The sequence below is a fragment of the Acidovorax sp. GW460-11-11-14-LB4 genome, assembly GCF_059423685.1.
The window spans coordinates 18,125-43,409 of sequence record NZ_JBWKYJ010000037.1; the positions used below are offsets into that span (position 1 = coordinate 18,125).

At 64.9% G+C, this 25,285-nt stretch carries 26 protein-coding genes; 12 read left to right on the forward strand and 14 right to left on the reverse strand.

Going from position 1 to position 25,285, the window contains the following annotated elements; translation table 11 throughout:
* The first annotated feature begins 14 nt into the window (after positions 1-14).
* The 7 genes from AC07X4_RS14310 to AC07X4_RS14340 all read left to right on the forward strand — a co-directional run bounded on the left by AC07X4_RS14310 (position 15) and on the right by AC07X4_RS14340 (position 8,264).
* Positions 15-2,786, forward strand: a complete 2,772-nt coding sequence (locus AC07X4_RS14310; RefSeq protein WP_494740444.1) for a DUF4118 domain-containing protein — start codon at positions 15-17, stop codon at positions 2,784-2,786.
* Positions 2,787-2,794: 8 nt separating this feature from the next.
* On the forward strand, positions 2,795-3,499 hold the full coding sequence (gene kdpE / locus AC07X4_RS14315) for a two-component system response regulator KdpE (RefSeq protein WP_494740445.1): 705 nt from the start codon (positions 2,795-2,797) through the stop codon (positions 3,497-3,499).
* Positions 3,500-3,681: 182 nt separating this feature from the next.
* Positions 3,682-4,014 carry a hypothetical protein gene (locus AC07X4_RS14320; RefSeq protein WP_494740446.1) on the forward strand — a complete coding sequence of 111 codons (333 nt, stop codon included), beginning with the start codon at positions 3,682-3,684 and terminating at the stop codon, positions 4,012-4,014.
* Between the two features lie 87 nt (positions 4,015-4,101).
* Entirely contained in the window at positions 4,102-4,224 is a 123-nt protein-coding gene (locus tag AC07X4_RS14325; protein ID WP_436139030.1) for a hypothetical protein, read from the forward strand.
* On the forward strand, positions 4,221-5,339 hold the full coding sequence (locus AC07X4_RS14330; protein ID WP_494740447.1) for a peptidase C39 family protein: 1,119 nt from the start codon (positions 4,221-4,223) through the stop codon (positions 5,337-5,339). Before AC07X4_RS14325 ends, AC07X4_RS14330 begins: the two co-directional genes overlap by 4 nt.
* A gap of 1 nt (position 5,340) precedes the next feature.
* Positions 5,341-6,876 (forward strand): RimK family ATP-grasp domain-containing protein, encoded by a 1,536-nt coding sequence (locus AC07X4_RS14335; protein WP_137747861.1) that lies wholly within the window; start codon positions 5,341-5,343, stop codon positions 6,874-6,876.
* Positions 6,877-7,361: 485 nt separating this feature from the next.
* The gene (locus tag AC07X4_RS14340; protein ID WP_494740448.1) at positions 7,362-8,264 is read left to right on the forward strand and encodes a DMT family transporter; all 903 of its coding nucleotides are present in this window, start codon (positions 7,362-7,364) and stop codon (positions 8,262-8,264) included.
* 22 nt (positions 8,265-8,286) lie between these two features.
* Here AC07X4_RS14340 and AC07X4_RS14345 read toward each other — a convergent pair whose 3' ends face one another.
* The 5 genes from AC07X4_RS14345 to lptF all read right to left on the reverse strand — a co-directional run bounded on the left by AC07X4_RS14345 (position 8,287) and on the right by lptF (position 13,141).
* Positions 8,287-9,453 carry a pyridoxal phosphate-dependent aminotransferase gene (locus tag AC07X4_RS14345; RefSeq protein WP_494740449.1) on the reverse strand — a complete coding sequence of 389 codons (1,167 nt, stop codon included), beginning with the start codon at positions 9,451-9,453 and terminating at the stop codon, positions 8,287-8,289.
* A 67-nt stretch (positions 9,454-9,520) separates the two neighbouring features.
* The gene (locus AC07X4_RS14350) at positions 9,521-10,462 is read right to left on the reverse strand and encodes a CysB family HTH-type transcriptional regulator (RefSeq protein ID WP_056062356.1); all 942 of its coding nucleotides are present in this window, start codon (positions 10,460-10,462) and stop codon (positions 9,521-9,523) included.
* Between the two features lie 72 nt (positions 10,463-10,534).
* Complete coding sequence (locus tag AC07X4_RS14355; RefSeq protein WP_260667684.1) at positions 10,535-10,906, reverse strand: sirohydrochlorin chelatase; 372 nt, start codon at positions 10,904-10,906, stop codon at positions 10,535-10,537.
* A gap of 22 nt (positions 10,907-10,928) precedes the next feature.
* Complete coding sequence (gene lptG, locus AC07X4_RS14360) at positions 10,929-12,038, reverse strand: LPS export ABC transporter permease LptG (RefSeq protein ID WP_056062363.1); 1,110 nt, start codon at positions 12,036-12,038, stop codon at positions 10,929-10,931.
* Entirely contained in the window at positions 12,035-13,141 is a 1,107-nt protein-coding gene (lptF, locus tag AC07X4_RS14365; protein ID WP_494740450.1) for an LPS export ABC transporter permease LptF, read from the reverse strand. The genes lptG and lptF overlap by 4 nt, the downstream gene beginning before the upstream one ends.
* Positions 13,142-13,164: 23 nt before the next feature.
* Here lptF and AC07X4_RS14370 point away from each other — a divergent pair, with 23 nt between their 5' ends.
* The 4 genes from AC07X4_RS14370 to AC07X4_RS14385 all read left to right on the forward strand — a co-directional run bounded on the left by AC07X4_RS14370 (position 13,165) and on the right by AC07X4_RS14385 (position 17,014).
* Positions 13,165-14,721, forward strand: coding sequence for a leucyl aminopeptidase (locus tag AC07X4_RS14370; RefSeq protein WP_494740451.1), 1,557 nt, complete (start codon positions 13,165-13,167; stop codon positions 14,719-14,721).
* A gap of 6 nt (positions 14,722-14,727) precedes the next feature.
* A complete protein-coding gene (locus AC07X4_RS14375) occupies positions 14,728-15,162 on the forward strand; it encodes a DNA polymerase III subunit chi (protein WP_056062368.1) in 435 nt (144 codons plus the stop codon).
* On the forward strand, positions 15,162-15,755 hold the full coding sequence (locus AC07X4_RS14380) for a hypothetical protein (RefSeq protein ID WP_436077467.1): 594 nt from the start codon (positions 15,162-15,164) through the stop codon (positions 15,753-15,755). The genes AC07X4_RS14375 and AC07X4_RS14380 overlap by 1 nt, the downstream gene beginning before the upstream one ends.
* A gap of 131 nt (positions 15,756-15,886) precedes the next feature.
* Positions 15,887-17,014, forward strand: a complete 1,128-nt coding sequence (locus tag AC07X4_RS14385; protein ID WP_056062370.1) for a branched-chain amino acid ABC transporter substrate-binding protein — start codon at positions 15,887-15,889, stop codon at positions 17,012-17,014.
* 129 nt (positions 17,015-17,143) lie between these two features.
* Here the strand turns inward: AC07X4_RS14385 and AC07X4_RS14390 are convergent, their stop codons facing one another.
* Positions 17,144-18,151, reverse strand: coding sequence for a D-2-hydroxyacid dehydrogenase family protein (locus tag AC07X4_RS14390; RefSeq protein ID WP_056746014.1), 1,008 nt, complete (start codon positions 18,149-18,151; stop codon positions 17,144-17,146).
* Positions 18,152-18,362: 211 nt separating this feature from the next.
* Here AC07X4_RS14390 and AC07X4_RS14395 point away from each other — a divergent pair, with 211 nt between their 5' ends.
* Positions 18,363-19,649, forward strand: coding sequence for a tyrosine-type recombinase/integrase (locus tag AC07X4_RS14395; protein ID WP_494740452.1), 1,287 nt, complete (start codon positions 18,363-18,365; stop codon positions 19,647-19,649).
* On the opposite strand, the gene AC07X4_RS14400 is transcribed toward AC07X4_RS14395, so the two are convergent.
* The 8 genes from AC07X4_RS14400 to AC07X4_RS14435 form a co-directional block, all read right to left on the reverse strand.
* Entirely contained in the window at positions 19,621-19,920 is a 300-nt protein-coding gene (locus tag AC07X4_RS14400) for a helix-turn-helix transcriptional regulator (RefSeq protein WP_494740453.1), read from the reverse strand. The two genes, AC07X4_RS14395 and AC07X4_RS14400, sit on opposite strands and share 29 nt — an antisense overlap.
* Positions 19,917-21,020, reverse strand: a complete 1,104-nt coding sequence (locus AC07X4_RS14405; protein ID WP_494740454.1) for a reverse transcriptase domain-containing protein — start codon at positions 21,018-21,020, stop codon at positions 19,917-19,919. Before AC07X4_RS14405 ends, AC07X4_RS14400 begins: the two co-directional genes overlap by 4 nt.
* Positions 21,021-21,314: 294 nt before the next feature.
* Entirely contained in the window at positions 21,315-22,325 is a 1,011-nt protein-coding gene (locus AC07X4_RS14410; protein ID WP_494740455.1) for a phosphoadenosine phosphosulfate reductase domain-containing protein, read from the reverse strand.
* 350 nt (positions 22,326-22,675) lie between these two features.
* Positions 22,676-23,146 (reverse strand): four helix bundle protein, encoded by a 471-nt coding sequence (locus AC07X4_RS14415; RefSeq protein WP_494740456.1) that lies wholly within the window; start codon positions 23,144-23,146, stop codon positions 22,676-22,678.
* Positions 23,147-23,221: 75 nt separating this feature from the next.
* Positions 23,222-23,722: an Lcl domain-containing protein gene (locus tag AC07X4_RS14420; RefSeq protein ID WP_494740457.1), complete on the reverse strand. Its 501-nt coding sequence runs from the start codon at positions 23,720-23,722 to the stop codon at positions 23,222-23,224.
* A gap of 83 nt (positions 23,723-23,805) precedes the next feature.
* Positions 23,806-24,459 (reverse strand): Lcl C-terminal domain-containing protein, encoded by a 654-nt coding sequence (locus AC07X4_RS14425; RefSeq protein ID WP_494740458.1) that lies wholly within the window; start codon positions 24,457-24,459, stop codon positions 23,806-23,808.
* Between the two features lie 42 nt (positions 24,460-24,501).
* Positions 24,502-25,017 carry a hypothetical protein gene (locus tag AC07X4_RS14430; RefSeq protein WP_494740459.1) on the reverse strand — a complete coding sequence of 172 codons (516 nt, stop codon included), beginning with the start codon at positions 25,015-25,017 and terminating at the stop codon, positions 24,502-24,504.
* Positions 25,014-25,285: hypothetical protein (locus AC07X4_RS14435; protein WP_494740460.1), on the reverse strand; the 272-nt coding region annotated here is incomplete at its 5' end. The genes AC07X4_RS14430 and AC07X4_RS14435, both read right to left, overlap by 4 nt.

Genomic DNA, 25,285 nt, shown 5'->3' on the forward strand with positions numbered 1-25,285 from the left:
ATACTTGTTGATGCATGACTGACATCCAGCGCCCCGACCCCGATGCTTTGATTGCGCAACTGCGCGCCCAGGAAGAGCAGACCCAGCGGGGCAAGCTGCGCATCTACTTTGGCGCCAATGCCGGGGTCGGCAAGACCTGGGCCATGCTCAGCGCCGCGCAGCGCGAGCGGCGCGCCGGGCGCGACATCCTCATCGGCGTGGTGGAAACCCATGGCCGGGCCGAAACGGCTGCGCTGCTGGAGGGATTGGAGTCGCTGCCCCTGAAGCAGGTGGAGTACCGGGGCCGGACGCTCTCCGAGTTCGATCTGGATGCGGCCCTGGCCCGCAAGCCTGCCATCTTGCTGGTGGATGAACTCGCGCACTCCAACGTGCAGGGTTCCCGCCACGCCAAGCGTTGGCAGGATGTGCAGGAGCTGCTGGCCGCTGGTATCGACGTGTGGACCGCACTCAATGTGCAGCATCTGGAGAGCCTGAACGGCACGGTGGGGGCCATCACCGGCGTGCGCGTGCACGAAACGGTGCCCGACACCGTTCTGGACAACGCCGACGAAGTGGTGCTGGTCGATGCCACGCCCGACGAGCTGATCGCCCGCCTGGGCGCTGGCAAGGTCTACGTGCGCCAGCAGGCCGAGCGTGCGGCGCAGAGCTTTTTCCGCAAGGGCAACCTGATCGCCCTGCGGGAGATTGCGCTGCGGCGCACGGCGGAGCACGTGGAAGACGATGTGCTGGGCTGGCGGGTGGAGCAGTCGGGTGCTTCCGGCAGTCGCGTGGCCAGTGCCTGGAACACCTCGGGCAGCATCCTGGCCTGTGTCGGGCCCCATGAAGACGCGGCACAGACGGTGCGCACAGCTGCCCGCCTGGCGGGGCAGCTCAATGTGAAGTGGCATGCCGCCTATGTGGAGACGCCAAGGCTGCAGCGCCTGGGCGCAGCCCAGCGCGACAGGATTCTGGCCGTGCTGCAGCTGGCGCAGGAGCTGGGTGCCGAAACGGCCGTGCTCACGGGCGACCGCGTGGCGCCGGCCCTGGCGGCCCAGGCGCTGCATCTGAACTGCGCCACCCTGGTGCTGGGGCGCCCCGCCGCGCGGGCGGGCTGGCGCAAACTTCTCGCTTCCAAGGGTGTTGCGCGCGAGTTGGCCGAACGGGCGCCTTCGCTCGACATCGTCGAGGCAGCGCATGCGGGTAGCTCGCGGCGCCTGCCTCGGGCGCTGTGGGACCGCAACATGAGCCTGGACGATGACGGGGATGTGGGCGAGCCCGGCGCAGGGCGCTATCGCTGGCAGGGGTTTTTGTGGGCACTGGGCGCCAGCGTTGCCGTCACGGTGCTGGCGACACCGTTGCATGGTTTGCTGGAGCTCACCAACATCGTGATGCTCTACCTGGTGGGGGTTGTCGCGGTGGCCATGCGCTTTGGACGCGTGCCCGCAGCGATGGCGGCCTTGCTGAATGTGCTGGCGTTCGACTTCTTCTTCGTCTCGCCGCGCCTGTCGTTCGCGGTGAGCGATGTGCAGTACGTCGTCACTTTTGCGGTGATGCTGGGCGTGGGGCTGCTGGTGGGGCAGCTCACGGCCGGGTTGCGGTTTGCCGCCGGGGTGTCGATCAGCCGGGAGCGGCGGGCCCAGTCCCTGTTTGAGCTGACGCGCGAGCTGTCAGCGGCGCTGGAGACCAGCCAGGTCATCGAGATCGGCGCGGCGGCCGTGCAGGGGCACTTTGGGGGCCGCGCCGTGGTGGTGGCGCTGGACGCGTCGGACCGTCTTGAATACCCCGACGATGTGCCGCCGGGCTTTGACAAAAGCGTGGCGGACTGGACGCTGCGCCAGGGGCAGAGCGCGGGCCTGGCCACCAACACCCTGGCCGCGCAGGCCTGGCGCTATGAGCCCCTGAAGGCCCCCATGCGCGTGCGTGGTGTGCTGGCGCTGGAGCCTGCACAGCCCCGCTGGCTGCTGATCCCGGAACAGGCGCAGCAGCTCGACACCCTCGCCCGGCAGATCGCCATCGCCCTGGAGCGTGTGCACTACGTGGACATTGCGCAGCAGGCCGTGGTGGACATGGAGTCTGAACGCCTGCGCAATGCCCTGCTGGGCGCGGTATCGCACGATGTGCGCACCCCCCTCACGGCCCTGATCACGCTCGCCGAATCGTTGCAGGTCGCGCCGCCGCAAGAGACCAACACCGTGGCCAAGGCCATCGTGCACCAGGCGCACCAGCTCAATGCGCTGGTCAGCAACCTGCTGGACATGGCGCGCCTGGAGAGCGATGTGTCGGGGCAGAGCGTCCATCTGCGGCGGGACTGGCAGTCCGTGGAGGAGGTGGTTGGCTCTGCCATCCGGGCAGCCCGGCCCGCGCTGGGCGACATGCCTGTGCGCACCGAGGTGCCTGCCGACCTGCCGCTGGTGGAGTTCGACCCCGTGCTCATCGAGCGCGTGCTGGTCAACCTTCTGGAGAATGCGGCCAAATACGGCGCTGGACCGGTGGTGGTGAAAGCATCCACCACAGACAACATGCTGGTGCTGAAGGTGCGGGACCATGGCCCGGGCCTGCCCGCCTCGGTGCGTGGCAAAGAGCACACCCTGTTTGAAAAATTCACCCGGGGCCAGGCGGAATCCGCAACCCCGGGCGTGGGCCTGGGGCTGGCGATCTGCAAGGCCGTCGTGCAAGCGCATGGCGGTGCGATCTCCGCCGCCAGCGTAGAAGGGGGCGGGGCAGAATTCACGGTGACCCTGGCGCGGCGCGAGCCTCCGCCCGACCCCGGTTTGAGTGAGATGGAGCGGGGCGTTTCTGCCCCCTGAAGAAAACAATGCAGATACGTACCGTTTTGGTGATCGAGGACGAGCCGCAGATCCGGCGCTTTGTGCGCAGCGCGCTGGAGGCCGAAGGCTGGCAGGTGCACGAGGCAGGAACCCTGCGCGAGGGCCTGTCTGCCGCAGGCACCCGCCACCCCGACCTGCTGGTGCTGGACCTGGGGCTGCCCGATGGCGATGGGGTGGAGCTGATCCGCGATGTGCGTGGCTGGTCCGCCGTGCCCATCATCGTGCTGTCTGCACGCACCGATGAGACCGACAAGATCGCCGCACTCGATGCCGGTGCAGACGACTACCTCACCAAACCCTTTGGCACCGGCGAGTTGCTGGCGCGGGTGCGGGCCAACCTGCGCAGGCCCCGCGCCGCCACCGGCAACGGGCTGGTGCAGGAGGCGGCGGAGCCCCTGTTCCATTTCGGCGATGTCGAGGTGGACCGCAGTGCGCGCTTGGTGCGCAAGGCGGGTTCGGAGGTGCACCTGACCCCCACCGAGTACCGCATGCTGATGGTGCTGGTAGCCAATGCGGGGCGGGTCATCACCCAAAAGCAGCTGCTGCGCGAGGTGTGGGGGCCCATGCGGTCGGACCAGAGCCACTACCTGCGCATCTACATGGGACACCTGCGCCAAAAGCTGGAGGCCGACCCCGCCCAGCCCCGCCATCTGCTCACCGAGTCTGGGGTGGGATACCGCCTTGCGATGTAGGGCTGGCGCCAGCCCTGTGCGCCCGCGCACATGCATGGCCAGCCCCGCTGGATTGACAGCGATTTGATGTTGGCCCCCGCATTTTTTACGAACGATTTACGCCGGATTTCCTAGACTGACAGCATGTTCAACACCGGCCACAAGCGCCCCTGCCGGGGGCTCCGTGTGGCGAAAACATGCTCATGAAGAGTTGTCCAAGTATGGGCTTGCACCGGGTATCCCTGTTGCCTCTGGGCGAGAGCGATGGCGAGCCCACCGCGTTGGTGCTGGTTCCCTTCACAACGCCGTATGCCGATGGGCAAAGCCTGCGTGCAAGGCTGCAGGCCGTGCTAGGGCGGCAGCTGCGCGGATACAGCCTGGCGTTCGACGTGCCCCGCCGCACGGCCAAGGGCACTTTGTACATTCACCGGCGCGACCTGGAGAGTGCCAAGCGTTGCCTGGCCTCTGGCCTGCCCCAGCTCGAAATGGGTTGTGCGGCCAGCGTTTCTTGCGCGGGGGCGCTTTCATGCCATTGAACCATTGCAGCGCGCAAAGGTGCCAAACCATTGAGGCTGGCTCTGTGCGCAGTGCCCTGCTTGGCGTGGGCTCGGAGCTGCTGCGCCATGGCTGATTGGATCGCATTGCTGATGGCCGTGCTGGTGCTCGTGGTTCCGATCGGGGTGGGGTGGGTGGCATTGAAGCTGTCCGATCGCAAGGCGCAGCGGCCCCGTGGGGACTGCCCGTGAAGCGACAACCATCGACGGATGTGCGGGGCGTCGCAAAGGCGGGCCCTGCGGATTTGCCCGCACTGGAGCAGCTGGAAAACGCCGCGTTCTCCAGCGACAGGATTTCGCGCAGGAGCTGGGGGCGTCTTTTGTTGAGCCCCTCGGCCCGCGTGCTGGTGGTCCGATCGGGACAGACATTGGGTGGAGCCTGCGTGGTATTGCGCCGCGAAGGATCGTCTGTGGCACGCCTGTACTCCATTGCGGTGGCACCGTCTGTGCGGCGCGCGGGCGTGGCCAGCGGGCTGCTGGCGGCGGCAATCCAGGGTGCGCGTGATGCGGGCTGCGCGGTGCTGCGGCTGGAGAGCAGGGCTGGCAACCTGTCGGCGCACCGTCTGTTCGCACGCCACGGTTTTGTGCACACCGGTTGCAAAACCGCTTACTACGAGGATGGCGAACAGGCCCTGTGCTTTCAGAAGGACCTGTTCGATGGCGCATTGGCCCAGGCATCGGCGTCGTACCAGGTGCGCCACTATGCGCAGACGCTGGACTTCACCTGCGGCCCCTGTGCGCTGCTGATGGCGATGTCCGCCATGGACCCGGCCATGCCGGTGAACCAGGCGGCCGAGATCCGCCTGTGGCGCGAGGCCACCACGGTGTTCATGGCCGCAGGCCATGGCGGGTGTGGGCCTTTTGGGTTGGCGCATGCCGCGCTGGCCCACGGCTTTGAGGTGTCGGTGTATGCGGCTGCCGGTGCCTCGCTGTTCATGGACAGCGTGCGCGACCCCCGCAAGAAGGACGTGATCCAGTTGGTGGAGAACGACTTCAGGGCGGCGCTGGAGGCGCGCCAGGTGCCTATCCATGCGCGGCCGGTGTCGCCCGACAGCGTGATCGAGCAGTTGCGGGCGGGGCGCCTGCCCATTGTGCTCATCAGCTTGTGGCGCCTGCACCGGCAGAAGACGCCGCACTGGGTGGTCATCACAGGCTTTGATGGTGCGGTATTTCGCCTGCTGGACCCCATGGCACCTTCCGGTGATCCGGACGGCGGTGTGTCCATCAGCTGGAGCGAATTCAAGAAAGTCGCAAGGTATGGGCGCCGTGGGCGCACTGCGGCCGTCATCCTTTCTGGAAAGAAATAAGTTGTCCTCAGAACATGTCATCGTGGTGGAGAAGCTGGCCGACTTTCGATGGAGCCAGCCCGACATCAAGGTCATCACGGCAGAGCAATTCGTTGCAGAACAGCCGCTGCACCGTGGGCGCGTGCGCAAGGTCACCAACCTGTGCAGGAGCTACGGCTACCTCAGCATGGGCTACTACTGCTCGCTGCTGGCGGAGGCGCGTGGTGACCGCGTAACGCCGAGTGTGGACACCATCCTGAGCCTGCAGCGCAAACGCATCGAGCCGTCGGCGCTGGCGCAGCTCAACCGGCTGATTGGCCCGCTCAAGGAAATACCGCGCTCTGTGAACACACTGACGCTGCATGTCTTCTTCGGGATCATGGAAGACCCCGCGCTCGCTGCGCTGGCTCGCAAAAGCTTCGAGCTGTTCCGTTGCCCGCTGATGGAGGTCACGCTGGAGAGGCAGGAGCAGTCGGCCCATTGGCAGATCGGTGGCATACAGGCGCTGGACCTGCGCGATGTGGATGCCGCGCGCGACGAGGTCTTCGTGCAAGCGCTGCTCCAGTACACACGGCGAAGTTGGCGCCCCATGATCGCGATGCCCCAGCCGCGCATGGACCTGGCGGTGCTGCACGACCCGCACGATCGTTTGCCGCCGTCCAACCTCAAGACCCTGCGCAAGCTGGTCGATGTGGGGCAGGAGATGGGCATTGCCGTGGAGCTGATCGAAAAAAAGGACTTGGCGCGGCTGACCCAGTTTGATGCACTCTTCATCCGCGAGACCACGGCCGTGACCCACCACACCTTCCAGTTCGCGCGCAAAGCCATGGCGGAAGGCATGCCGGTCATCGACGACCCCGCGTCCATCCTGCGCTGCACCAACAAGGCTTTTCTGGCAGAACTGCTGCGCGAGCATGCCATCGCCACCCCGCTCACGCACATGGTCAGCCGCCGCACGCTGGCCGACATGCAGCACCGGCTGGCCTACCCGGTGGTGGTGAAGGTGCCGGACGGCGCGTTCAGCCGCAGTGTGAAAAAGGCGGAGAACTTTGAACAACTGCATGGCATCGCCCGGGACATGCTCAAGGAGTCGGAAATCATCCTCGTGCAGGAGTTCATGTACACCGACTTCGACTGGCGCATCGGCGTGCTGGCAGGCCAGGCCATCTTCGCAGCGAAGTACTTCATGTGCGACGGCCACTGGCAGATCCTGCAACACACGGCCAACGGCAAATACACCGAAGGCCGGGTGCAGGCCGTACCGCTGGACCAGGTGCCCCCGCAGGTGCTGGCGGCGGCAGTCAGCTCTGCCCGCCTGGTAGGCCATGGTTTTTATGGTGTGGACCTGAAGGCCACGGCGTCCGGGGTGTACGTGATCGAGATCAACGACAACCCGAACCTGGATGTGGGGGTGGAGGACGCCGCGCTGGGTGATGGCCTGTACCGCTTGCTGCTCACGCATTTCCTCAGGCAGGTGGAGCAGCGCTTCAGTACCAGCCGGGTGGTGGGCGGCCTGGATCACCAGCCCGCCTTGGGCCTGGCGGTGGCTGCGGGCTAGCGCGTGTTTTCCGTTGGCGCATCGGCCCCCGAATCCGGCCGGTTTGCAAAGGGAGGGTGTGGGCAGATGGTGGGGCTGCTCACACCCACTCTTTCTTCTGTGGGGACGCGGCAGTGTGTGATTGATTTGCTATCAAATAAGTAGCATGTTGCGCTTTGCAGATGAGCGGAAGGCCGTGTTTTCTCTTGTTTTCTTGGTTTGTGTCTGTGCCGCGCTCACCAACAGACGCTAGTCCTGCCCCTTTTGCCGCGCAGCCTGCACAGGTGTGGGCCCGGCGGGGGCTTGGGGCTGGTTCATCACGGCTGCCATGGCAGTTGCTTGTGCTTGGTTCGTGAACGGGTCTACGACCAGGGCACGCGGGCGGAGCCTCAGTGGCCAGTCAGACGGTGCGATGATTGGCGGGCGCTCTGCCGTACTCCCGCTGCCTTGGCATCCTCCCAAGTCCAGTGTGACCGCCGCAGGCAGGCGCTTCATCTTCACACTCCATGACCCAGGCAACACCCCAACAGTCCCCCGTCTCGAATCCGCTGGATTCACTCGTCCCGTTGCTGTTTGTCGCGCTCTGGAGCACGGGCTTCATCGGTGCCAAGCTGGGTTTGCCTTACATCGAGCCGCTGACCTTCCTGGGGCTGCGCTTTGCCATCGTCACCGTGCTCATGCTGGCCGTAGTGGCGCTGGCGCGCGCGCCCTGGCCCCCGGCCGGCAGGACCTGGGGGCACATCGCGGTGTCGGGCCTGCTGGTGCATGGCGTGTACCTGGGCGGGGTGTTCGTGGCCATTGGCCACGGGTTGCCGTCGGGCATCACGGCACTGGTCGTGGGCTTGCAGCCGCTGTTGACCGCACTGGTCGCGGGCGCATTGCTGGGCGAGAAGGTGCGGCCCGCGCAATGGCTGGGGCTGGGGCTGGGGTTCAGCGGCGTGGCGCTGGTGGTGGTGGGCAAGGTGGCGACCGTGCCTGCCTGTGCCTTGGCGGGCATGCTGCTGCCCGCCCTGGTGGCGCTGCTGGGCATCACGGCGGGAACGCTGTACCAGAAGCGGTTCTGCCCCTCGTTCGACCTGCGTACCGGCTCGGTGATCCAGTACCTGCCGTGTGCCGTTGCCATGGCGGTGCTGGCCTATGCCACCGAAACCATGGCGATCACATGGAGCGGTGAGTTCGTGTTTGCACTGGGCTGGCTGGTACTTGTGCTCTCACTGGGAGCCGTGAGCCTGTTGAACCTGCTCATCCGCCGGGGCGGCGCGGTCAATGTGGCCAGCCTGTTCTACCTGACCCCGCCCACCACCGCGCTGATCGCCTGGGCGATGTTTGGCGAGACGCTCAGCGGCTGGGCGCTGGCGGGGATGGCGCTGGCGGCTGCGGGTGTGTGGCTGGCGCGGCAGACGAAGTAAGAGTCCTGGAGGGCCCTGCAGATCACAGCTTGCGCAGCCGCTCCAGTGCGGCGCGCAGCGTCTCATCCTTCTTGGCGAAGCAGAACCGCACCACACGCTGGTCAAACCCGTCGCCATAAAACGCCGACAACGGAATCGCCGCCACGCCCACCTCGCGGGTGAGCCACTGGCAGAAATCAGCCTCGTTCAAATCACTGATCGCCGAGATGTCCACGCACTGGAAGTAGCTGCCCGTGCTGGGCAGCAGCTTGAAGCGCGAGCCTGCCAAGCCCTCGCGGAACAGGTCGCGCTTGGCCTGGTAGAACGCGGGCAGCTGCAGGTAGGGCGTGGGGTCTTGCAGGTAGGCGACCAGGCCGTGCTGCACGGGGGTGTTGACGGTGAACACATTGAACTGGTGCACCTTGCGGAACTCGGCCGTCAGTTCTGCAGGGGCGGCCACGGTGCCGACCTTCCAGCCGGTGACATGGAAGGTCTTGCCAAAGCTCGACACGATGAACGCACGCGCGGCGAGGACGGGAAAGCGCGCGGCGCTCTGGTGCTCGACACCGTCGAACACCATGTGTTCGTACACCTCGTCGCTGATGAGCAGGATGTCGGTGGGGGCGAGCAGGTCTTCCAGCTGGCGCATTTCCTCGGCCGTCCAGATGGTGGCGCTGGGGTTGTGCGGGCTGTTGATGAGGATGGCGCGAGTGCGGGGCGTGATGGCCGCGCTGATCTTGGCAAAGTCGGGGCGGAAGGTGCCGGGTGTGAGCGGCACGCGCACAGCCTTGCCGCCGGCCAGCTCGATGTTCGGCACATAGCTGTCGTAGCACGGGTCGAGCACGATCACCTCGTCGCCCGCGTGCACGATGGCCAGGATGGCGGTGATGATGGCCTGCGTGGCGCCTGCCGTGATGGTGATTTCGGTGTTGGGGTTGTAGGTGCGCCCGTGCAGCGCCTCGATCTTGCGGGCCACGGCTTCGCGCAGGGCGGGCACACCGGTCATGGGCGGGTACTGGTTGTGGCCGGCTTGCATGGCGGCGGTGACGGCGTTCACCAGCGCGGGCGCGCATTCAAAGTCAGGAAAGCCCTGGCCCAGGTTCACCGCCTTGTGTTCGGTGGCCAGCGCCGACATCACGGTGAAGATGGTGGTGCCGACGTTGGGCAGCTTGCTGGGGAAGGCGGGTGTGCGGGCGGTGGTGGAGGTCATGGCGCAGCAGCGTGGAAAACGAGGAAATTCTGGAAGGGTTCAGGGTGCTTCTCGGGCTGAACGGAGGTCACAGCTCGTAGTCGTTGACATGGCCCGTCATCGCGCGGGCAATCAGCTCGCGGCTCAGGCGGTCGCTGAGCAGCTCGGCAAACTTGTAGACAAAGTTGCGCAGGTAAGCGCCGCGCTTGAAGGCCACGCGGGCCACGCTCTGCCCAAACAGGTGGCCCACGGGGCGCACGGCCAGGTCGCCCACCGGGTCGTCGCGCATGGCCATCTCGGCCACGATGCCGATGCCCAGGCCCAGGCGCACATAGGTCTTGATCACGTCAGAGTCGATGGCTTCGAGCACGATGCGGGGCGTGAGCTTGCGCGCTGCGAAGGCGTGATCGATCTTGCCGCGCCCGGTGAAGGAGGGGTGGTAGGTGATCAGCGCTTCGTGCGCAAGGTCGTCCAGACCGATGCGTTCCTTTTGCGCCAGAGGGTGGTCGTTGGGCACCACCAGCACGTGCTGCCATTCGTAGCAGGGCAGGGTGACAAGTTCGGGGTAGTCGGCCAGGGATTCGGTGGCCATGCCGATCTCGGCCACCTCGTCGATGATCATGCGGGCCACTTCGTGCGGTGTGGCCTGGTGCAGGCTCACGTTGACCTTGGGGTAGGCCTCGCGCAGGCGGGCCACAGGCACCGGCAGCACGTAGCGCGCCTGGGTGTGGGTGGTGGCGATGCTGAGGGTGCCGCTGTCTTGCGCGCTGAACTGCTCGCCGATGCGCTTGAGGTTACCCACCTCGCGCATGATGACTTCGATGCTTTTGAGCACATGCTGGCCGGGTTCGGTGATGCGCTTGAGGCGTTTGCCGTGCCGGGCGAAGATGTCCACGCCCAGTTCTTCTTCCAGCTCGATGATGGCTTTGGAGACGCCTGGCTGCGAGGTATGCAGGGCCTTGGCGGCCTCGGTCAGGTTGAGGTTGCGGCGCGCAGCCTCTTGAACGAAGCGGAATTGGTGCAGATTCATATCGAATATCGCCTAAAGGATTGCATCATTATGCTGCAATCGTCTAAGCGAATGAACCGCACCCCAGAAATTTCAGATCGGCGGGCTTTCGCAGGCGATATCTGCCATCAAGGCCGTCATGCGTGGATCCTCCCCGATGGCGGCCTGGACGTGGAATTGCACGGCGGGGTGGGCGGTGCGCAGCTCCTGCACCAGCAGGGGCAAATCCTCCCGGGCGTGCTTGCCGGTGCCCAGAAACATCGGAACCACTGTGACGGCGGTGGCCCCATCGGCCACCAATTGCCGGACGGCGTCCGGCAGGGCGGGTTCACACAGTTCCAGGTAGGCACAGATGGCCCGGCGGTCCGGACTTTGCGCTGCAATGCGCGTTGCGACTGCCTCCATAGGGGCGCGCCACAGGGGGTCTCGGGACCCGTGGGCAAACAGGACGATGGCGTGGGTCATGGGGCGGGGCGAGGTCAGGGTGTCAGCGTCTCAGCACCAGCCAGCCAAAGGCCGCCAGCGAGAGCAGGGAGTAGATCAGGCCGGGCGCTGCCGCTGTCAGCCATGGCGACCAGTTTTGCAGGTTGCCTGCATAACCAAAGACGTTGTTGAGCAGGAAGAAGCTGATGCCCGCCATCACGCCGCCGAACACGTAGCCCGCGATGCCGCCCGAGCGGAAATGCAAGTACGCAAAAGGCAGCGCCAGCACCACCATCACCAGACAGCTCAAGGGGTAGAACACCTTGCGCCAGAACTCGATCTCGTACTTTTGGGCGGACTGGCCGTTGGCGTTCAGGTGCCGAATGAACTGAAAGAGGTCCAGTGTGGCCATGCGATCGGGCTTGAGCAAAGAGGCCGCCACCATGTCGGCACTGATCTTGGTCGGCCACTGCAGGGAGGGGCTTTCCAGGTGCTCCACGCGGGCCTCGTTCTTGTCGCTTTGCTGTTCAAAGTGACTGCGCTGCACCTTCTCCAGGGTCCACGCTCCATCCGAGCCGAACTGCCCTGACGCGGCCCGCGTCTGCGAAGCCAGGCGGCCCTTGTCGTCAAACTCGAAGATGCGCACGTCCAGCATGCCGCCATTGGGGGTGAGCGCGCGCACGTTGACGGCAAAGGAGTGGTCTTCCTGCCGCTCTTTGAGCCATGCGCCCGTGGCGCCTGCTGTCAGCCGCCCCAGGTAGCGCACCTTGATGAGCTGGGCGGTGCGGTCCGTCAGGGGGGCCAGGTAGTCACCGACAGCAAAGGTCAGCAGCACGAAGACGCCACCCAGCGTGAGCAGCGTGCGCAGCGCCCGCCAGGGGCCCATGCCGCTGGTGCGCATGATGGTGAACTCCGAGCTTTGGGCCAGGCGGGCCATCACAAAGATGGTGCCGATCAGCACGGTGATGGGCAGCAGTTCGTACAGGTGGCTGGGAATGCTGAGCACCACAAACAGCAGCGCGTGCGATAGCTGGTAGCCATCCTCCCCCGCACGGCCCACCCAGCGGAGTTCATCCACCAGGTCAAAAAAGAAGAACAGGGCCAGAAAGCCCACGGTGACGAAGGTGACGGCGCCCAGCGCCTCACGGTGGATCAGGCGGCGGATGGTTTTCATGCGGACTGCGCTCCGGTGCGCAGGGACTGCCATAGCCGGCCCGTCGTCCATTGGTTGTGTCGGACAGCAAGCACCAGCAGTGAGGCCGCCAGCATGCCGCCGTGCAGCAGCACCATGAAACTGGTCAGGCCCAGCCGGTCCGCGCCCACCCAGCTCTGGCCCAAGGTCATGAGGTTGTAGTAAACGATGAAGGCAAACAGCGCAAACACCATGCTCGTGCTGCGCGCTGCGCGTGGGTTGACGCTGGCCACGGCCAGACCCAGCAGCACAAAGTTGAGCGCGGCCAGTGCCAGGCCGAGGCGCCAGCCCAGCTCGGCGCGGTAGGCCGGCAGCGGCCGCATCACGAGGTCGTAGGTCGTGCGTGTCTTCACCGCCAGTTCTTCCGCCGCACCTGGGGCTGCACTACCGATGCGGGTGCCGTACAGGCTGAACTCGCTGATCTTCACGCCGGGCTTGTCCCGCGAGGTCTCCAGGCGCTGACCGTCGCTCAGCAGGGCCATGCGTTCACCGCCCTGGGTCTCCAGCCGGGCGCTGCGGGCGGAAGTGACGGATTCGCGTTTGCCGTCATTGGCGGCAATGAAGACGTTGTTGGCGGCCTGCGTGTCGGGGGTGTCCTTGTCGATGAAGAACACCCGGCTGCCGTTGGACGACTCCTGGAACTCGCCCGGTGCAATGCGGTCGATGTCGCTGCGCTGCTCGTAGCGGGTCTTGAGTTCCTGGATCTGGGAGTTGGCCCAGGGCCACACCAGCAGCGACAGTACGGCAATCACCACCATCACCGGCCAGGCGAAGCGCAGCAGGGGGCGCACCAGACTGATGAGGCCGCGCCCGCTGGCGAACCAGATCACCATTTCGCTGTCACGGTACATGCGCGATAGCGTGCCGACCACCGCAATGAACAGACTGAGGCTGAGAATGGTGGGCAATTGCCCCAAGACGGTGAAGCCCATGACGAGCATCACGTCGGACGGGCTGACACTGCCCTTGGAGGCCTGGCCCAGCGTGCGGATGAGCATCATGGTCATGACCACGGTCACCAGCACCACAAGGGTCGCGCCGAAGCTGCGCGCCAGCTCCTTGCGGATGGATGAATCGAATAACATTGGCTGGAAGGAAAACACCAATTATGAACTTTGATCTCAAGACCCTTGAACTTGCTGCGGCAGCCTCGGAGAAATGCGACCTGCTGATCGTCCTGCTTCCCGAGGGCTTCAAGCCGGGCAAGGACGCGCTTTCTGTCCTGGCGGCCTTGGCACTCAAGAACGGAGATCTGACCACCAAGGCGGGCAAACACCTGCAGCTGTACCAAGTGCCTGCCGTTGCAGCCCGCCGCGTGGTGCTGGTGGGGTTGGGCGATGGGTCGGCGCGCGCAACGCGCCAGGCGCTGCAGGCACTGGGTGGTGCCATCAAGGCGCCCCAGACCAAGCGCATGGTGCTGTGTTTTGCCGGCGCAGCCTCGGCGGCGTCTGTCAGCGCTGCCGTGCAGGCGGTGGCAGACGTGAGCTATGTCTACACCACCACCAAGACCAAGGTGGAGGCACGCAGCCTGAGCCGCTGTGTGGTGGGTGTGCCCGATGCCACCGGTGCGCGTGACGGGTTTGACAGCGGGGTCGCCCTGGTCGCTGGTGTGGAGTTTGCGAGGGAGTGGGGCAATCGCCCAGCCAACCATGCCACCCCCAGCCTGCTGGCGGATGCGGCCAAAACCCTGGCCAAGCTGCCACGCATCCAGTGCAAGGTCCATGGCCCGGCAGAGGTGGCGCGTCTGGGCATGGGCGCCTTCATGGCTGTGGCAAAGGGCTCTGAAGAGCCCCTGCGTTTCATCGAGCTGCGCTACAACGGCGCTGCCAAGGACCAGGCACCCATCGTGCTGGTGGGCAAGGGCATCACCTTTGACACCGGCGGCATCTCGATCAAGCCCGCGCCCGAGATGGACGAGATGAAATTCGACATGTGCGGCGCTGCCAGCGTGCTGGGAGCCTTCCGCGCGCTGGGCGAACTGCAGCCTGCCGTCAATGTGGTGGGCCTGATCCCCGCCTGCGAAAACATGCCGGACGGGCGCGCCGTCAAGCCTGGCGATGTGGTCACCAGCATGAGCGGCCAAACCATCGAGATTTTGAACACCGACGCGGAGGGGCGCCTGGTGTTGTGTGATGCGTTGACCTATGCAGCGCGATTCAAGCCTGCTGCCGTGGTTGACATTGCGACGCTGACCGGCGCCTGCGTGATCGCTCTGGGGGGCGTACGCAGTGGTTTGTTTGCCAATAACGACGGTCTGGCGGAGTCCTTGCAGGCGGCTGGTGAGGCCGCGCAAGACCTCTGCTGGCGCATGCCGCTGGACGATGACTATGCAGACGGCTTGAAGAGCAACTTTGCCGATATGGGCAACGTGGCGGGCCGTGCGGGTGGCTCCATCACCGCTGCCAAGTTCTTGCAGAAGTTCGTCGGCGACATGCCCTGGGCTCACCTGGACATTGCGGGCACTGCCTGGAAGGGAGGCGCGGCCAAGGGTTCCACAGGACGCCCGGTCGGCCTGCTGGTGCACTATGTGCTGGAGCAGTCCAGGTCGCAGGTCCGACAAGCCAAGGCACCCAAGTCCGCGTCACGCTCCGTGACCAGGACGGCCGCTGCTGGAGCTGTGGGCAAGCCAGCCGCCAAGCGGTCCTCCAGCCCCAAGGCTGCGTGACGCGTCATGACCGAGGTAGCGTTTCACTTCAACGCACCCGACAAGCTGGCCTACGCATGCCGGTTTGCGCGCAAGGTGCAGCGCAGCGGGGCTCGTTTGGTCATTGCCGCGCCTGCGGATGCGCTTCAGGCGCTGGACCGCATGCTCTGGTTGTTGGCCCCCCAGGACTTTGTGGCCCATTGCCATGCCGACTCGGACGAAGAGCTGGTTCAGGCCTCTCCGGTGTTGCTGGCGCAGGATGCACGCCTGGCACCGCATCACGAAGTGCTGTTGAACCTGAATGCGGAAGTCCCGGAAGGTTTTGGTCGCTTTGACCGTCTGGTCGAAGTGGTGAGCGCCCAGGACGAAGCCGACCGTGCTCAGGCGCGTGCGCGTTGGCGCCATTACGCGTCCCGGGGTTACGCCATTACCCGCCATGATCTGGTGTTGAAAGCGGGCTGATGGCGCTCCCACCCAAAACCCCTCCGCGGTTTGTACCCACGCTCACCGAAGTGGTGCAGGTGCCTGGCGTGGCGCCCCTCGCCCCGGGGGCTCCAAATCCGGCGGTCCGCACCACCGTCCTGTCGCCGTCGCAGTCTGTGGCGTTGGCCAGGCCTGCATTGCCCACTGCGCGACCGGCTAGTGCGGCGCAGGTCGCTGCGCCCCCTGCCACAGAGCGTCCTGTGGCCTCCCCGGTGGCTGCGCCAATCCCTGTGGCTGCTCCCCAGCCATCACGTTCTCCGGTATCGCATGTCCAAACTCGCCCGGCGGTTCATGCTGCCATCCCTGCTGGCCAAAAGCCAGGGGCTGCGCCCGTTGCGGCCCGCGCCTTGCCAGATGGGATGGAGGAGTACATGGTGCACCGCGTCATGCAGCGCGTGGATGTAGTGCTGGACCAGCGCTTGCGCGAAGCAATCGCCACAGTGGTGCAGGAGCAGACGCGGTCAGTGCTTCCGCGTCTGCGCGAAGAGATCGAATCGGTGGTGCGGCATGCGGTGTACGAGGCGGTGGCGGACGAGCTGGCGAGTGGTGCGCCCCCTGTGTCCAAGGGATGACAGGGTATTCCCCTGTGGTTTCTCTTGCGTTTAATCGTGTTCCCTAATGATCTGGCCCGTAAATTGCGATATGTTCGCCTGCGTTGAGACACAAGAAGATTCTCAGCGTTTATCTTTACTGGAGATTTGATATGCAATTGAAGTTGAAACTGACCGTGGTTGCTGCTATCGCGGCTGTTGCTGGTGTGGCCTCTGCACAAGAGCAGGTGGTCAAGATCGGCCACGTGGCTCCGGTTTCCGGCGCCCAAGCCCACTACGGCAAGGACAACGAAAATGGCGCCCGCATGGCCATTGAAGAACTGAACGCTCAAGGCGTCACCATCGGTGGCAAGAAGATCAAGTTCGAGCTGCAGGCTGAAGATGACGCTGCCGATCCAAAGCAGGGCACTGCCGCCGCACAAAAGCTGTGCGACTCCAAGGTCGCTGGCGTTGTCGGCCACCTCAACTCCGGTACCACGATCCCCGCCTCCAAGGTGTACAACGATTGCGGCATCCCCATGGTGACGGGCGCTGCGACCAACCCCAACCTGACCAAGCCTGGCTACAAGACCACGTTCCGTATCATCGCCAACGACAACGCCCTGGGCGCTGGTCTGGCCTTCTACGCTGTGGACACCCTGAAGCTCAAGACCGTTGCCATCATCGATGACCGTACTGCTTACGGCCAAGGTGTTGCCGACGTGTTCAAGAAGACCGCTACGGCCAAGGGCATGAAGGTGGTGGACGAGCAGTTCACCACCGACAAGGCCACGGACTTCATGGCCATCCTGACCGCCATCAAGGCCAAGAACCCTGATGCCGTGTTCTACGGTGGTATGGACCCTCAAGCCGGCCCCATGCTGCGCCAGATGGAACAGCTGGGCATGGCCAACGTCAAGTACTTCGGTGGTGACGGCGTCTGCACGTCCGAAATCGCCAAGCTGGCTGCCGGTGCCAAGACCCTGGCCAATGTGATCTGCGCGGAAGGCGGCTCCTCGCTGGCCAAGATGCCTGGCGGTACGGCCTGGAAGGCCAAGTACGACGCCAAGTACCCCAACCAGTTCCAGGTGTACAGCCCCTACACCTATGACGCCACGTTCCTGCTGGTGGACGCTATGAAGCGCGCCAACTCCGTGGACCCCAAGGTGTACGTGAACGAACTCGCCAAGTCCAACTTCAAGGGCGTGACCTCCACCATCGCCTTCGAACCCAACGGCGAAATGAAGAACCCAGCGATCACGCTGTACGTCTACAAGGACGGCAAGAAGACACCTCTGTAATTGGAGTGTTGCTTTCTGCTGCGGGGCATTTCGGTGCCTTGCAGCAATCGCAAAAAAGGCTTCCCTCGGGAAGCCTTTTTTAATTGCGCGGTGTAGTCAGCGTTGCCAACGCCGCAACGGTTTGATCGATTAGCGCCTGACTTGTAGCGAGCCAGGATTCACGATGTTGGTAGGCGTGCCTTTGATGAAATTCACCACATTGTCGAAAGCTGCACCAAAGTAGAGCTCGTAGCTGTCCTGCTCCACGTACCCGATGTGTGGCGTGCAGATGCAGTTTTCCAGGCGGAGCAGGGCGTGGCCTTGCAGGATGGGTTCGCTCTCAAACACGTCCACGGCCGCCAGGCCCGGGCGACCCCGGTTGAGTGCTGCGATGAGCGCGTCGGGTTCAATCAATTCTGCACGGGACGTGTTGACCAGCAGCGAGGTGGGCTTCATGCACGAGAGGTCTTCAAGCGAGATGATGCCGCGCGTTTCGTCGTTCAGGCGCAGGTGCAACGAGATCACGTCGCACTGCGAAAAAAACTCTTCACGCGTGGCGGCAGCCTGGTACCCATCCGTCAGCGCCTGCGCGCGTGAGGCTTCACGCCCCCAGACGCGCACGTTCATGCCAAACGCCCGTCCATAGCCCGCCACCAGTTGTCCGATGCGACCATAACCCCAGATACCCAGTGTTTTACCCCGCAGCACGCTGCCGACTCCGAAGTTGGGGGGCATGGACGCGGTCTTGAGACCGGACTGCTGCCAAGCGCCATGCTTGAGGTTGGAGATGTACTGGGGCAGGCGGCGCATTGAGGCCATCACCAGGGCCCAGGTCAGCTCGGCGGGAGCCACGGGGGAGCCGACCCCTTCTGCCACCGCGATCCCCCGCTCGGTACATGCCGCTACATCAATGTGGCTCCCAATCTTGCCAGTTTGGGCAATGAGCTTGAGCCGCGGGAGCTTTTCAACCAGTTGGCGTGTGATCTGGGTCCGTTCGCGGATCAGCACAATGATGTCGGCGTCTTTGAGTCGCACCGAAAGCTGCCCCAGCCCTTTGACTGTGTTGGTGTACACCTTGGCGGTGTATGCGTCGAGCCGAGAGGCGCAATGCAGCTTGCGCACTGCATCCTGGTAATCGTCAAGGATAACGATATTCATCGTTTGTTCTGCCTTCATAACTCATTGATATTCAAGGCGATTTTGCTGCAACGCCTTGATTTAATTGCATTTTTTCGCTCATTCAGCTGCGCACTTTGTTGTGGCTCTTGGTGTCTGCGCTTGGCTGAATGTGGCTACACTTGCCGCCTTGGCGTAGGTTTGGCGTAGGTTTTTTGAAACCTGCGCCGCCCTGACTTTGAAGGGGTGGCGAATGCAGTTTGACGCGAGGGCCGCAAAGGCTTTGCAGCCTGGTTCTTATATTGTCGTTGATGGGTGCAAAGGCTTACGGCTTGTAGCGTCGGCGAGTCGCAAAACGTGGACGTATCGTTACAAACACCCTGACACCGGTCAAATGAAACAGGTGCGCTTGGGCTACTGGCCCGAGATGCCGCCTGTGGAGGCTGCGGCCCGGTGGTCTGAGCTGCGCGCTGTGCGTGACGGTGGTGGCGACCCCCAGGCCAGCCGCAAGAAGCGCGCCACGGCGGTGCCTCCAGCCCCGGCTGTTTACACCCTGGGCGACCTGGTGCGGGACTACGCCACGGGGTACATGGATGTGCAGCGCGAGGCTAAGGGCGCACGAGCGGTGCGCCAGCGGCTCGAAAAAGCGACGCTGCAGCACCAGGCCCTGCCGGTTGCCGAAGTTACCCGGCGTTTCGCCTTCGACCTCATCACCAGCCTGTCTGACCGGCCCGTGCTGGCCAATTCGGTCAGAACAGAGCTGGGTGCGGCCTGGGACTACGCCATGGATGCCGGGCGCATTCCTGAGGATCTGCCCAACTGGTGGCGCCAGGTGCTGGCTCGCAAGCTGCGCAGCAAGGGTGCCAAGCGCGACGGCGTGCACAAGGGCACCGGCAAGCGCGTGCTGACCGATGCCGAGGTGCGCGGCCTGGTGGCTGGCAACATGCACCTGTTCAGCCAGCAGGTGCAGGACTTTCTGGTGCTGCAGCTGTGGACCTGCACCCGTGGGGCTGAGATCGTGCAGCTGCGCCGCGAGTTCGTGCGGGATGAGGGCGGCGTGCTGTGGTGGACCATGCCCAAAGGGCTGACCAAAAACAGGAACATCGAGGACGCGGTGGACCTGCGCGTGCCGCTGTTTGGCCGTGCGGCCGCCATCGTGCGGCGGCTGATGGCTGGTGACAGTGACTGGCTTTTCCCCAGCGTGTCACGCGCCGGCGTGGTGGGCCCACAAACCCAGGCGTACATGCAGAGCAAAGTGCACTACCGGCAGCCCTACTGCAAAACCCGGCCAGACCATGTGCGCGAGCGCCTGACCGTCACCCACTGGTCGCCCCATGACCTGCGCCGCACTGGCCGCACCATGCTGGCTGCCATGGGCTGCCCGCATGAGGTGGGCGAGGCCATCCTGGGGCACGTGGTGCCAGGGGTGGCGGGTGACTACAACCTCTACCGCTACGACAAAGAGCGGGTCCAATGGCTGGCCGCGCTCGATGCGCGGCTGGAATCCATCGTCACGCAGCCTGCGCCGCTGCCTGCGTAGGCCGGGGCTTGCGGGCGCCGGTGTTGGGTGGTGGCAGCTGGGTGGACTTGGGGCGCGACGCCGCCCAGGTGGCAACCTCGATCGCCAGCCACCCCACGCGGCGGCCTGAGAGCTGGCGCGGCTCGGGGAAGTGGCCCTCGCGCACCATCTGCTGCACGGTGGAGACCGACACGCACAGCGTGGTGGCCACGCCCGGCAGGTCCAGCACCATGGGCGTGCCGGGAATGAGCAGCTTTTCGGGTGGAAATGCGGTGGTGGTTGTATCAGTCATGCCTCATTCCTCCTGAATGCCTTGCTCAAATTCATGCCTTCCACCGCGTGCCCGCGCTTCAGCAGCGCCCGGCACACGGCCGCGCGCTCCTTGTGGCTGTGGCTGGCCTGGCGCACCAGGCCCAGGTAGCTGTTGCCTGCGCTGAAGACCTCGGCGGCTGGCAGGTGCTCGATGCGCTGCAGGGCGCTGGCCAGGGTGCGGCGGCGGGTGGTGCGGCGCCAGGGTTTGATGACCTGGCCAACAAAGTCGATGCCCCGGCTCACGGGCTGCAGGATGGTCTTGCTGGGGTTGAGCTGCACGCCCAGGTTGGCGGGCAGCCAGGCGGTGATATCGCGCAGTGCGGCGCTGAGCCATTGGGCGTCGGGGTGCAGCAGCACAAAGTCATCCACATAGCGCACGTAGTACGGCGCGCGCAGCTGGTGCTTGGCATACTGGTCCAGGCCGTCCAGCAGCACGTTGGCGAAGAACTGGCTGCTCAGGTTGCCGATGGGCAGGCCGGTGTCGGCCGGGGCGTTGAACAGGCTCTTGTGTGCGGGCACGCGGCGTAGGGTGCTGGTCTTGCCCCTTACCTCCACGTCGCTGCGCGGGTCGTGCATGAGGATGGTGGTGGCGAGCGCCAGCCACCAGGGCTCATGGATACGGGCGGCCAGGCGCTGCAGCAGGATGGGCTTGCGGATGCTGACGAAGAAGTTGGCGCAATCGCACTTCAGGTAGAAGGTGGGGCGGACCCAGTTCTGGGTGCAGCTGCGCACCTGGGCTTCCAGTCGCTGGGCGCCGTACAGGGTGCCCCGGCCTGGGATGCAGGCGCAGGAGTCGGCCACAAACGATGCCTCGAAGCGTGGGCCAATATGGTTGTACAGCAGGTGGTGCACGATGCGGTCGCGGAATTGCGCCGCCCACACCTCGCGAGGCTTGGGGCGGGTGATGGCAAAGCAGATGCTGCGCCCGGGCCGGTAGCTGCCGTCCAGCAGTTCGGCATGCAGGTCGCACAGGTTGCGCTCCAGGTGCTGCTCAAACTCGCGGGCGCTGGCTGTGTTGCGCTTGTGCTGGCGGCAGTCGATGTAGGCCTGCAGCAGGGTGTTGAGAGTGGGCACGGTCATGGTGTCAGTCAAAATGCAAAGAGACATGTCCTGGAGGGTGTATGCGGCTCTTTAACGATGAACTCAGTGGGTGGCTAGAAGCGACTGCAGTCACAGAAAGCGATGTCAGAGCAATGGAGAACGTTCTCCAGCGTGGCGACCACCCGAAATGGTTGGATCGAGTTCGCCTGCGCTTTTGGTTGTTCAGTGCGAAGCGCAAACTGCGTCGTGATTTTTTGAACAGTCCAGAGGGTGCCGCGATCAGGTCTGCTAACGCGACTGTGAGTGCTGCAAGGGCGGCATGGGCTGCGCTGCTCATATCGTGTGGCTCGCTGTATGTGTCATATTTGGCTTACATGAAGCCTTAGGTGGGTCGAGCTGTTCGCACAGGCCGTAGGAGCTGCTGCAGCCTCCTGCGCCGTCGTATTCCAGCTCGTCCAGCAGGTTGAACTGCCTGCCGCCGCGGCTGGTCTTGGACCACTCCACGCGAGCCCAGACGTTTAGATCGGCAAACACCTCGCGGCGGTCGCTGGCGCTGTGGCTGTCGGCAAAGAATGTGGAGAACCCGCGCTTGCTGCACATGCTGACGATCCATTCCCAGTCGGCAATGCGCTCCAGGTGGTGTGGCCAGCGGGCGGCGATCTCGCGCAGCTCTTCCTTGCGGCAATTGATGCAGGGCATGCAGCCCACGCGGCCCATGTTTTGCAGGTATAGCGGGTTGGGCTTGATGCCTCTGACTCGGGCAAAGTCAAACACCTGATGGGCAGTCCATGCCACGATGGGGCGGAAGATCCACAGGCCGCCACCGACACGCTCGTACAGCTTGGCATTGCGCCGGGCTTCGGATTCGTCGCGGCGAACGCCCTGCCAGCTGATGACGCGGTGGCCTGACTCCATCAGCTTCAGCTGGTATTCCACGGCCATGTTGCGCTTCAGCTCTTCGGTGCAGAACTGCGCCTTGCGGCTGGGGAAGCGGCCCTTCCACATGCACAGGTCAAGGAATGGATTGCCGCTGGGGTACATCACGGCAAGGGCGCGGCGCTTGGCCTTGTTGGACCAGCGCAGCTTGCGGCCTTTTCGGTCGCGCCCGGTGCGTGCGTCCCGGGCGATGAACATGCGCTTGGCCGCCAGCTGCTGGGTGAAGTCGGCTTTGAGGCGGGTGATCTTGATGCCGAGGGTGGCTTCCAAGTAGTCCAGGTAGGTGTAGACCTCTTCGTGTTCGTTGCCGGTGTCGCAAAAGATGGCGCGAATGGAGTCTGCAGGGCAGTTCTCCAGCGCGATGAGCAGCGTTGCCAGGCTGTCTTTGCCGCTGGAGACTGAAACCACGTGGATGGTGGTGCGTTTGCCCTTTGTGGGGCATGAATCTGCGGACAGGACGGGCGCGGAACTCGTTGTCCTTGTTGTTGGCGTTGCTGTTGCCGTACTCGAAGTCCTGGCAAAAGGCGTTGTTGCGCGAGTACTGCGAAGCGTCGAGCTATCTACGTCGCCCTGCCGAAGGCTTGCGCCGATCAGTGGGGAAACTGCGCCGGACCGGGCCGCGCTGGTTTGCCGCGCGGTGGTTTCCGTGGTGCGCCTGGCGGTGGGGCTGGCAGGCAGCACCGTTGGGGTGCTGGTGCTGCTGGCGCCCAGCGGCTCGACCAGATTCATAAAGCGCACGGGCATGGCGGCCTTGGCTGTCATGCTGCAGGCGCTGCGGCGGTGGTGTCGAACAGGCTGGGCGTATAGCCCTGTGGCTCTGCCGACGGGGTGGCGGTGGCTTGGTTGGCGCCATCGCCCACAGGGCTGCCGGTAAGGCGGGCCCGGGCGGACTTGAGCCAGCCGTTGGCCATCTTGCCGATGGCGTCGGTCAGCTCGATGCTGTTGGCCCACAGGGTGGTGGCGATCAGCCGCTTGGCGTGCGCAGTGCGCAGCAGGATCTGCGCTACCTGCAGGCGTTCCAGCAGCTGCTCCAGGTGGGTGGCGCGGTCTTGCGGCTGGCGGGCCGCGTTGGCGCGGCCGATGAGCACCAGGATCTCCACGCACTCGTCCGCGATGCGGTACCCCATGGACGCACGGAAGGCGCGGGGTATGCGGGCCTGCACGTCGGTGCACAGGTCAAGCAGGGCGGTGCCGTACTTGTGGATTTCAAGGTCGGTGGCGAGGGCCATGGTGCAAAGCGGGGTCTGGTGGGCCAAAAAATCACGCGCGACCGGCGCTCCGCGCCGGTGGGTGGGCGGAAGGGCTTAAGTGCTCAAGTGCTGAAGTTGAACTCTGCGGACAGGACGGGCGCGGAACTCGAAATCCTTGTAGCCGGCGCTGCTGCCGCCGCACTCGAAGACCTGGCAAAAGGCGCCGAGGCGCGAGTACTGCGTGCTGCTCCAGTACCAGTCCTTTTGCTGGAACAGCTCTGGCACGGTGGCCGACAGGGCGCGCAGCTCGGCGGTGGCGGGCAAGTACCAGTCGGTATGACCGCCCAGGTCCAGGGCCCTGATGCGCAGCGCCAGTTGCAGTCCTGCGGCGACCATGGCGTCGGTGTTGGCCTGGCCGTCGGTCTTGCTGTCGGCTCCGGCGATGGTGGTGTAGTCCTCAGACCAAGTGGTGTCTTCAATGTCGGCCGATGCCTCTGACACGATCAGGGCGTAGTCCTGGCTGCCGTCGGCGGCTGCGCCGCGCAGGATGGCGCCAAAGTGGCCGCCATGGGTGGCGAGCAGGGAGCCGAACAGGGGAAGGGTGATGGTGCGCATGGGGTGCTGCCTTTCAAAAAATTGCGTCGGACCGGCGCTGCGCGCCGGTGGTGGGTGGGCCAAAGTGACGAAGGGTTGGAGGGCTAAAGTTGAATGCTGCGGACAGGACGGGCGCGGAACTCGTCGTCCTTGAAGTAGGCGCTGCTGTCGCCGCACTCGAAGTCCTGGCAAAAGGCGCAGTAGCGCGAGCACTGCGAGCTGCTCCAGTACCAGCGTGAGGTCTTGAACACCTGGGGCGCGTGCAGGTAGCACATCAGCAGCTCAATGCGGCTGGGCAGGTAGTAGTCGGTATGGCCGTCTTCGGTGTACTTGGCGGCCCACTCGGCTGCGGGGTATTTGTCGCTGGCGGCCACCAGGGCGGTGGTGTTGGTGCGGCCGTCGGTCTGGCTGGTGGCGCCTGGGGCTTCTTCGCCGTAAGGGCCCCAGGTCAGGTCTTCGGCCTCATTGGTGCCCACCACCAGGTGGCGGGCTGGCAGGCCAAACTGGGCGGGCAGGGTGCAGATGAAGATGCCGCCTTGGCCGGGCCACGGCTGGCCGGGTTCGGGTGGGGTGAGCGCGGTGGTGGCTGCAGGTGCAGGTGCCGATGGGGCGGCCACGGCGGTGCGCATGGTGTTGCCGCCTTTCGCAAGGAGCTGCAGCGCTTCCAGCGTCTGCTGCGCCAAGTCGATGCCGATTTGTGAGGGGGGCAAGGGCTCGCCGGTGTGCAGCAGGTTGATATTGATGGTTTCGATGTGCATGGTGGGTGCCTTGGTGGTGGGTGAATCGGAGGTGACTGGGGGTTAGGCGGTGGCCAGCTCAGGCCGCAGCGCACGCTCTACGCTGGCTGTGCCCACGTCGCCACGCCGCAGCTGGTACTCCAACTCCAGCGCGCCGGTGGCCAGGCTGGTCTCGGCCAGTTGGGGCAGCAGGCGCTCGATGGCGGCCAGGCCGCTGGTGATGGCGGCGCGTTGCTGCTCCAGTGCGGAGGGGGTGGCGGCCACGTCGCCCAGGGCGTTGGCGGTGCCCAGCAGGATGCGGGCCTCTGGCGTGTCTCCCAGGCCGTGCAGGCCTGCAGCGTGTGCCACGGTAAAGACAAGGCGGCCCATGGTGTCGGCCACCTGGGCGGCGTCGCTGCCCATGTAGGCGTGGATGCCGGCGGTGGTGCGCAGCTGCATGACCTCATCCATGATGCGCACGCGCACCAGGGCGTGGGCGATGCGGTTGTGCGCCAGGTCGTTCTCGGTGGCGCGGGTGCCGTGGGGGGTGTAGCTAAGGCCGCGCTTGAACTGGGCGGCGCGTCTTTGTTCGCGGTTCATGGCTGGGGTACCTCTTCAATGTGGCCGTCAGGGAAGTGCAGGCGGTTGCCCACGCGGCTGGGCAGGTGGTAGGCGGCAAAGCGGGCGTCGGTCAGGCCAGGGTTGCGGTCCAGTTCGGGGCAGCGGTAGTGCGGGCTGTTCAAGAATTCGCTGCGCTCGCGTGCTTCGCGGTCCACACGCTCGGCCTGGGCGCGGCGGCGGGCTGCGTTGGCGGCGCGGGTGGCTGCGCTTTTTTGCACCGGGGTGGGGTGGCGGGCCTCGTAGCTGC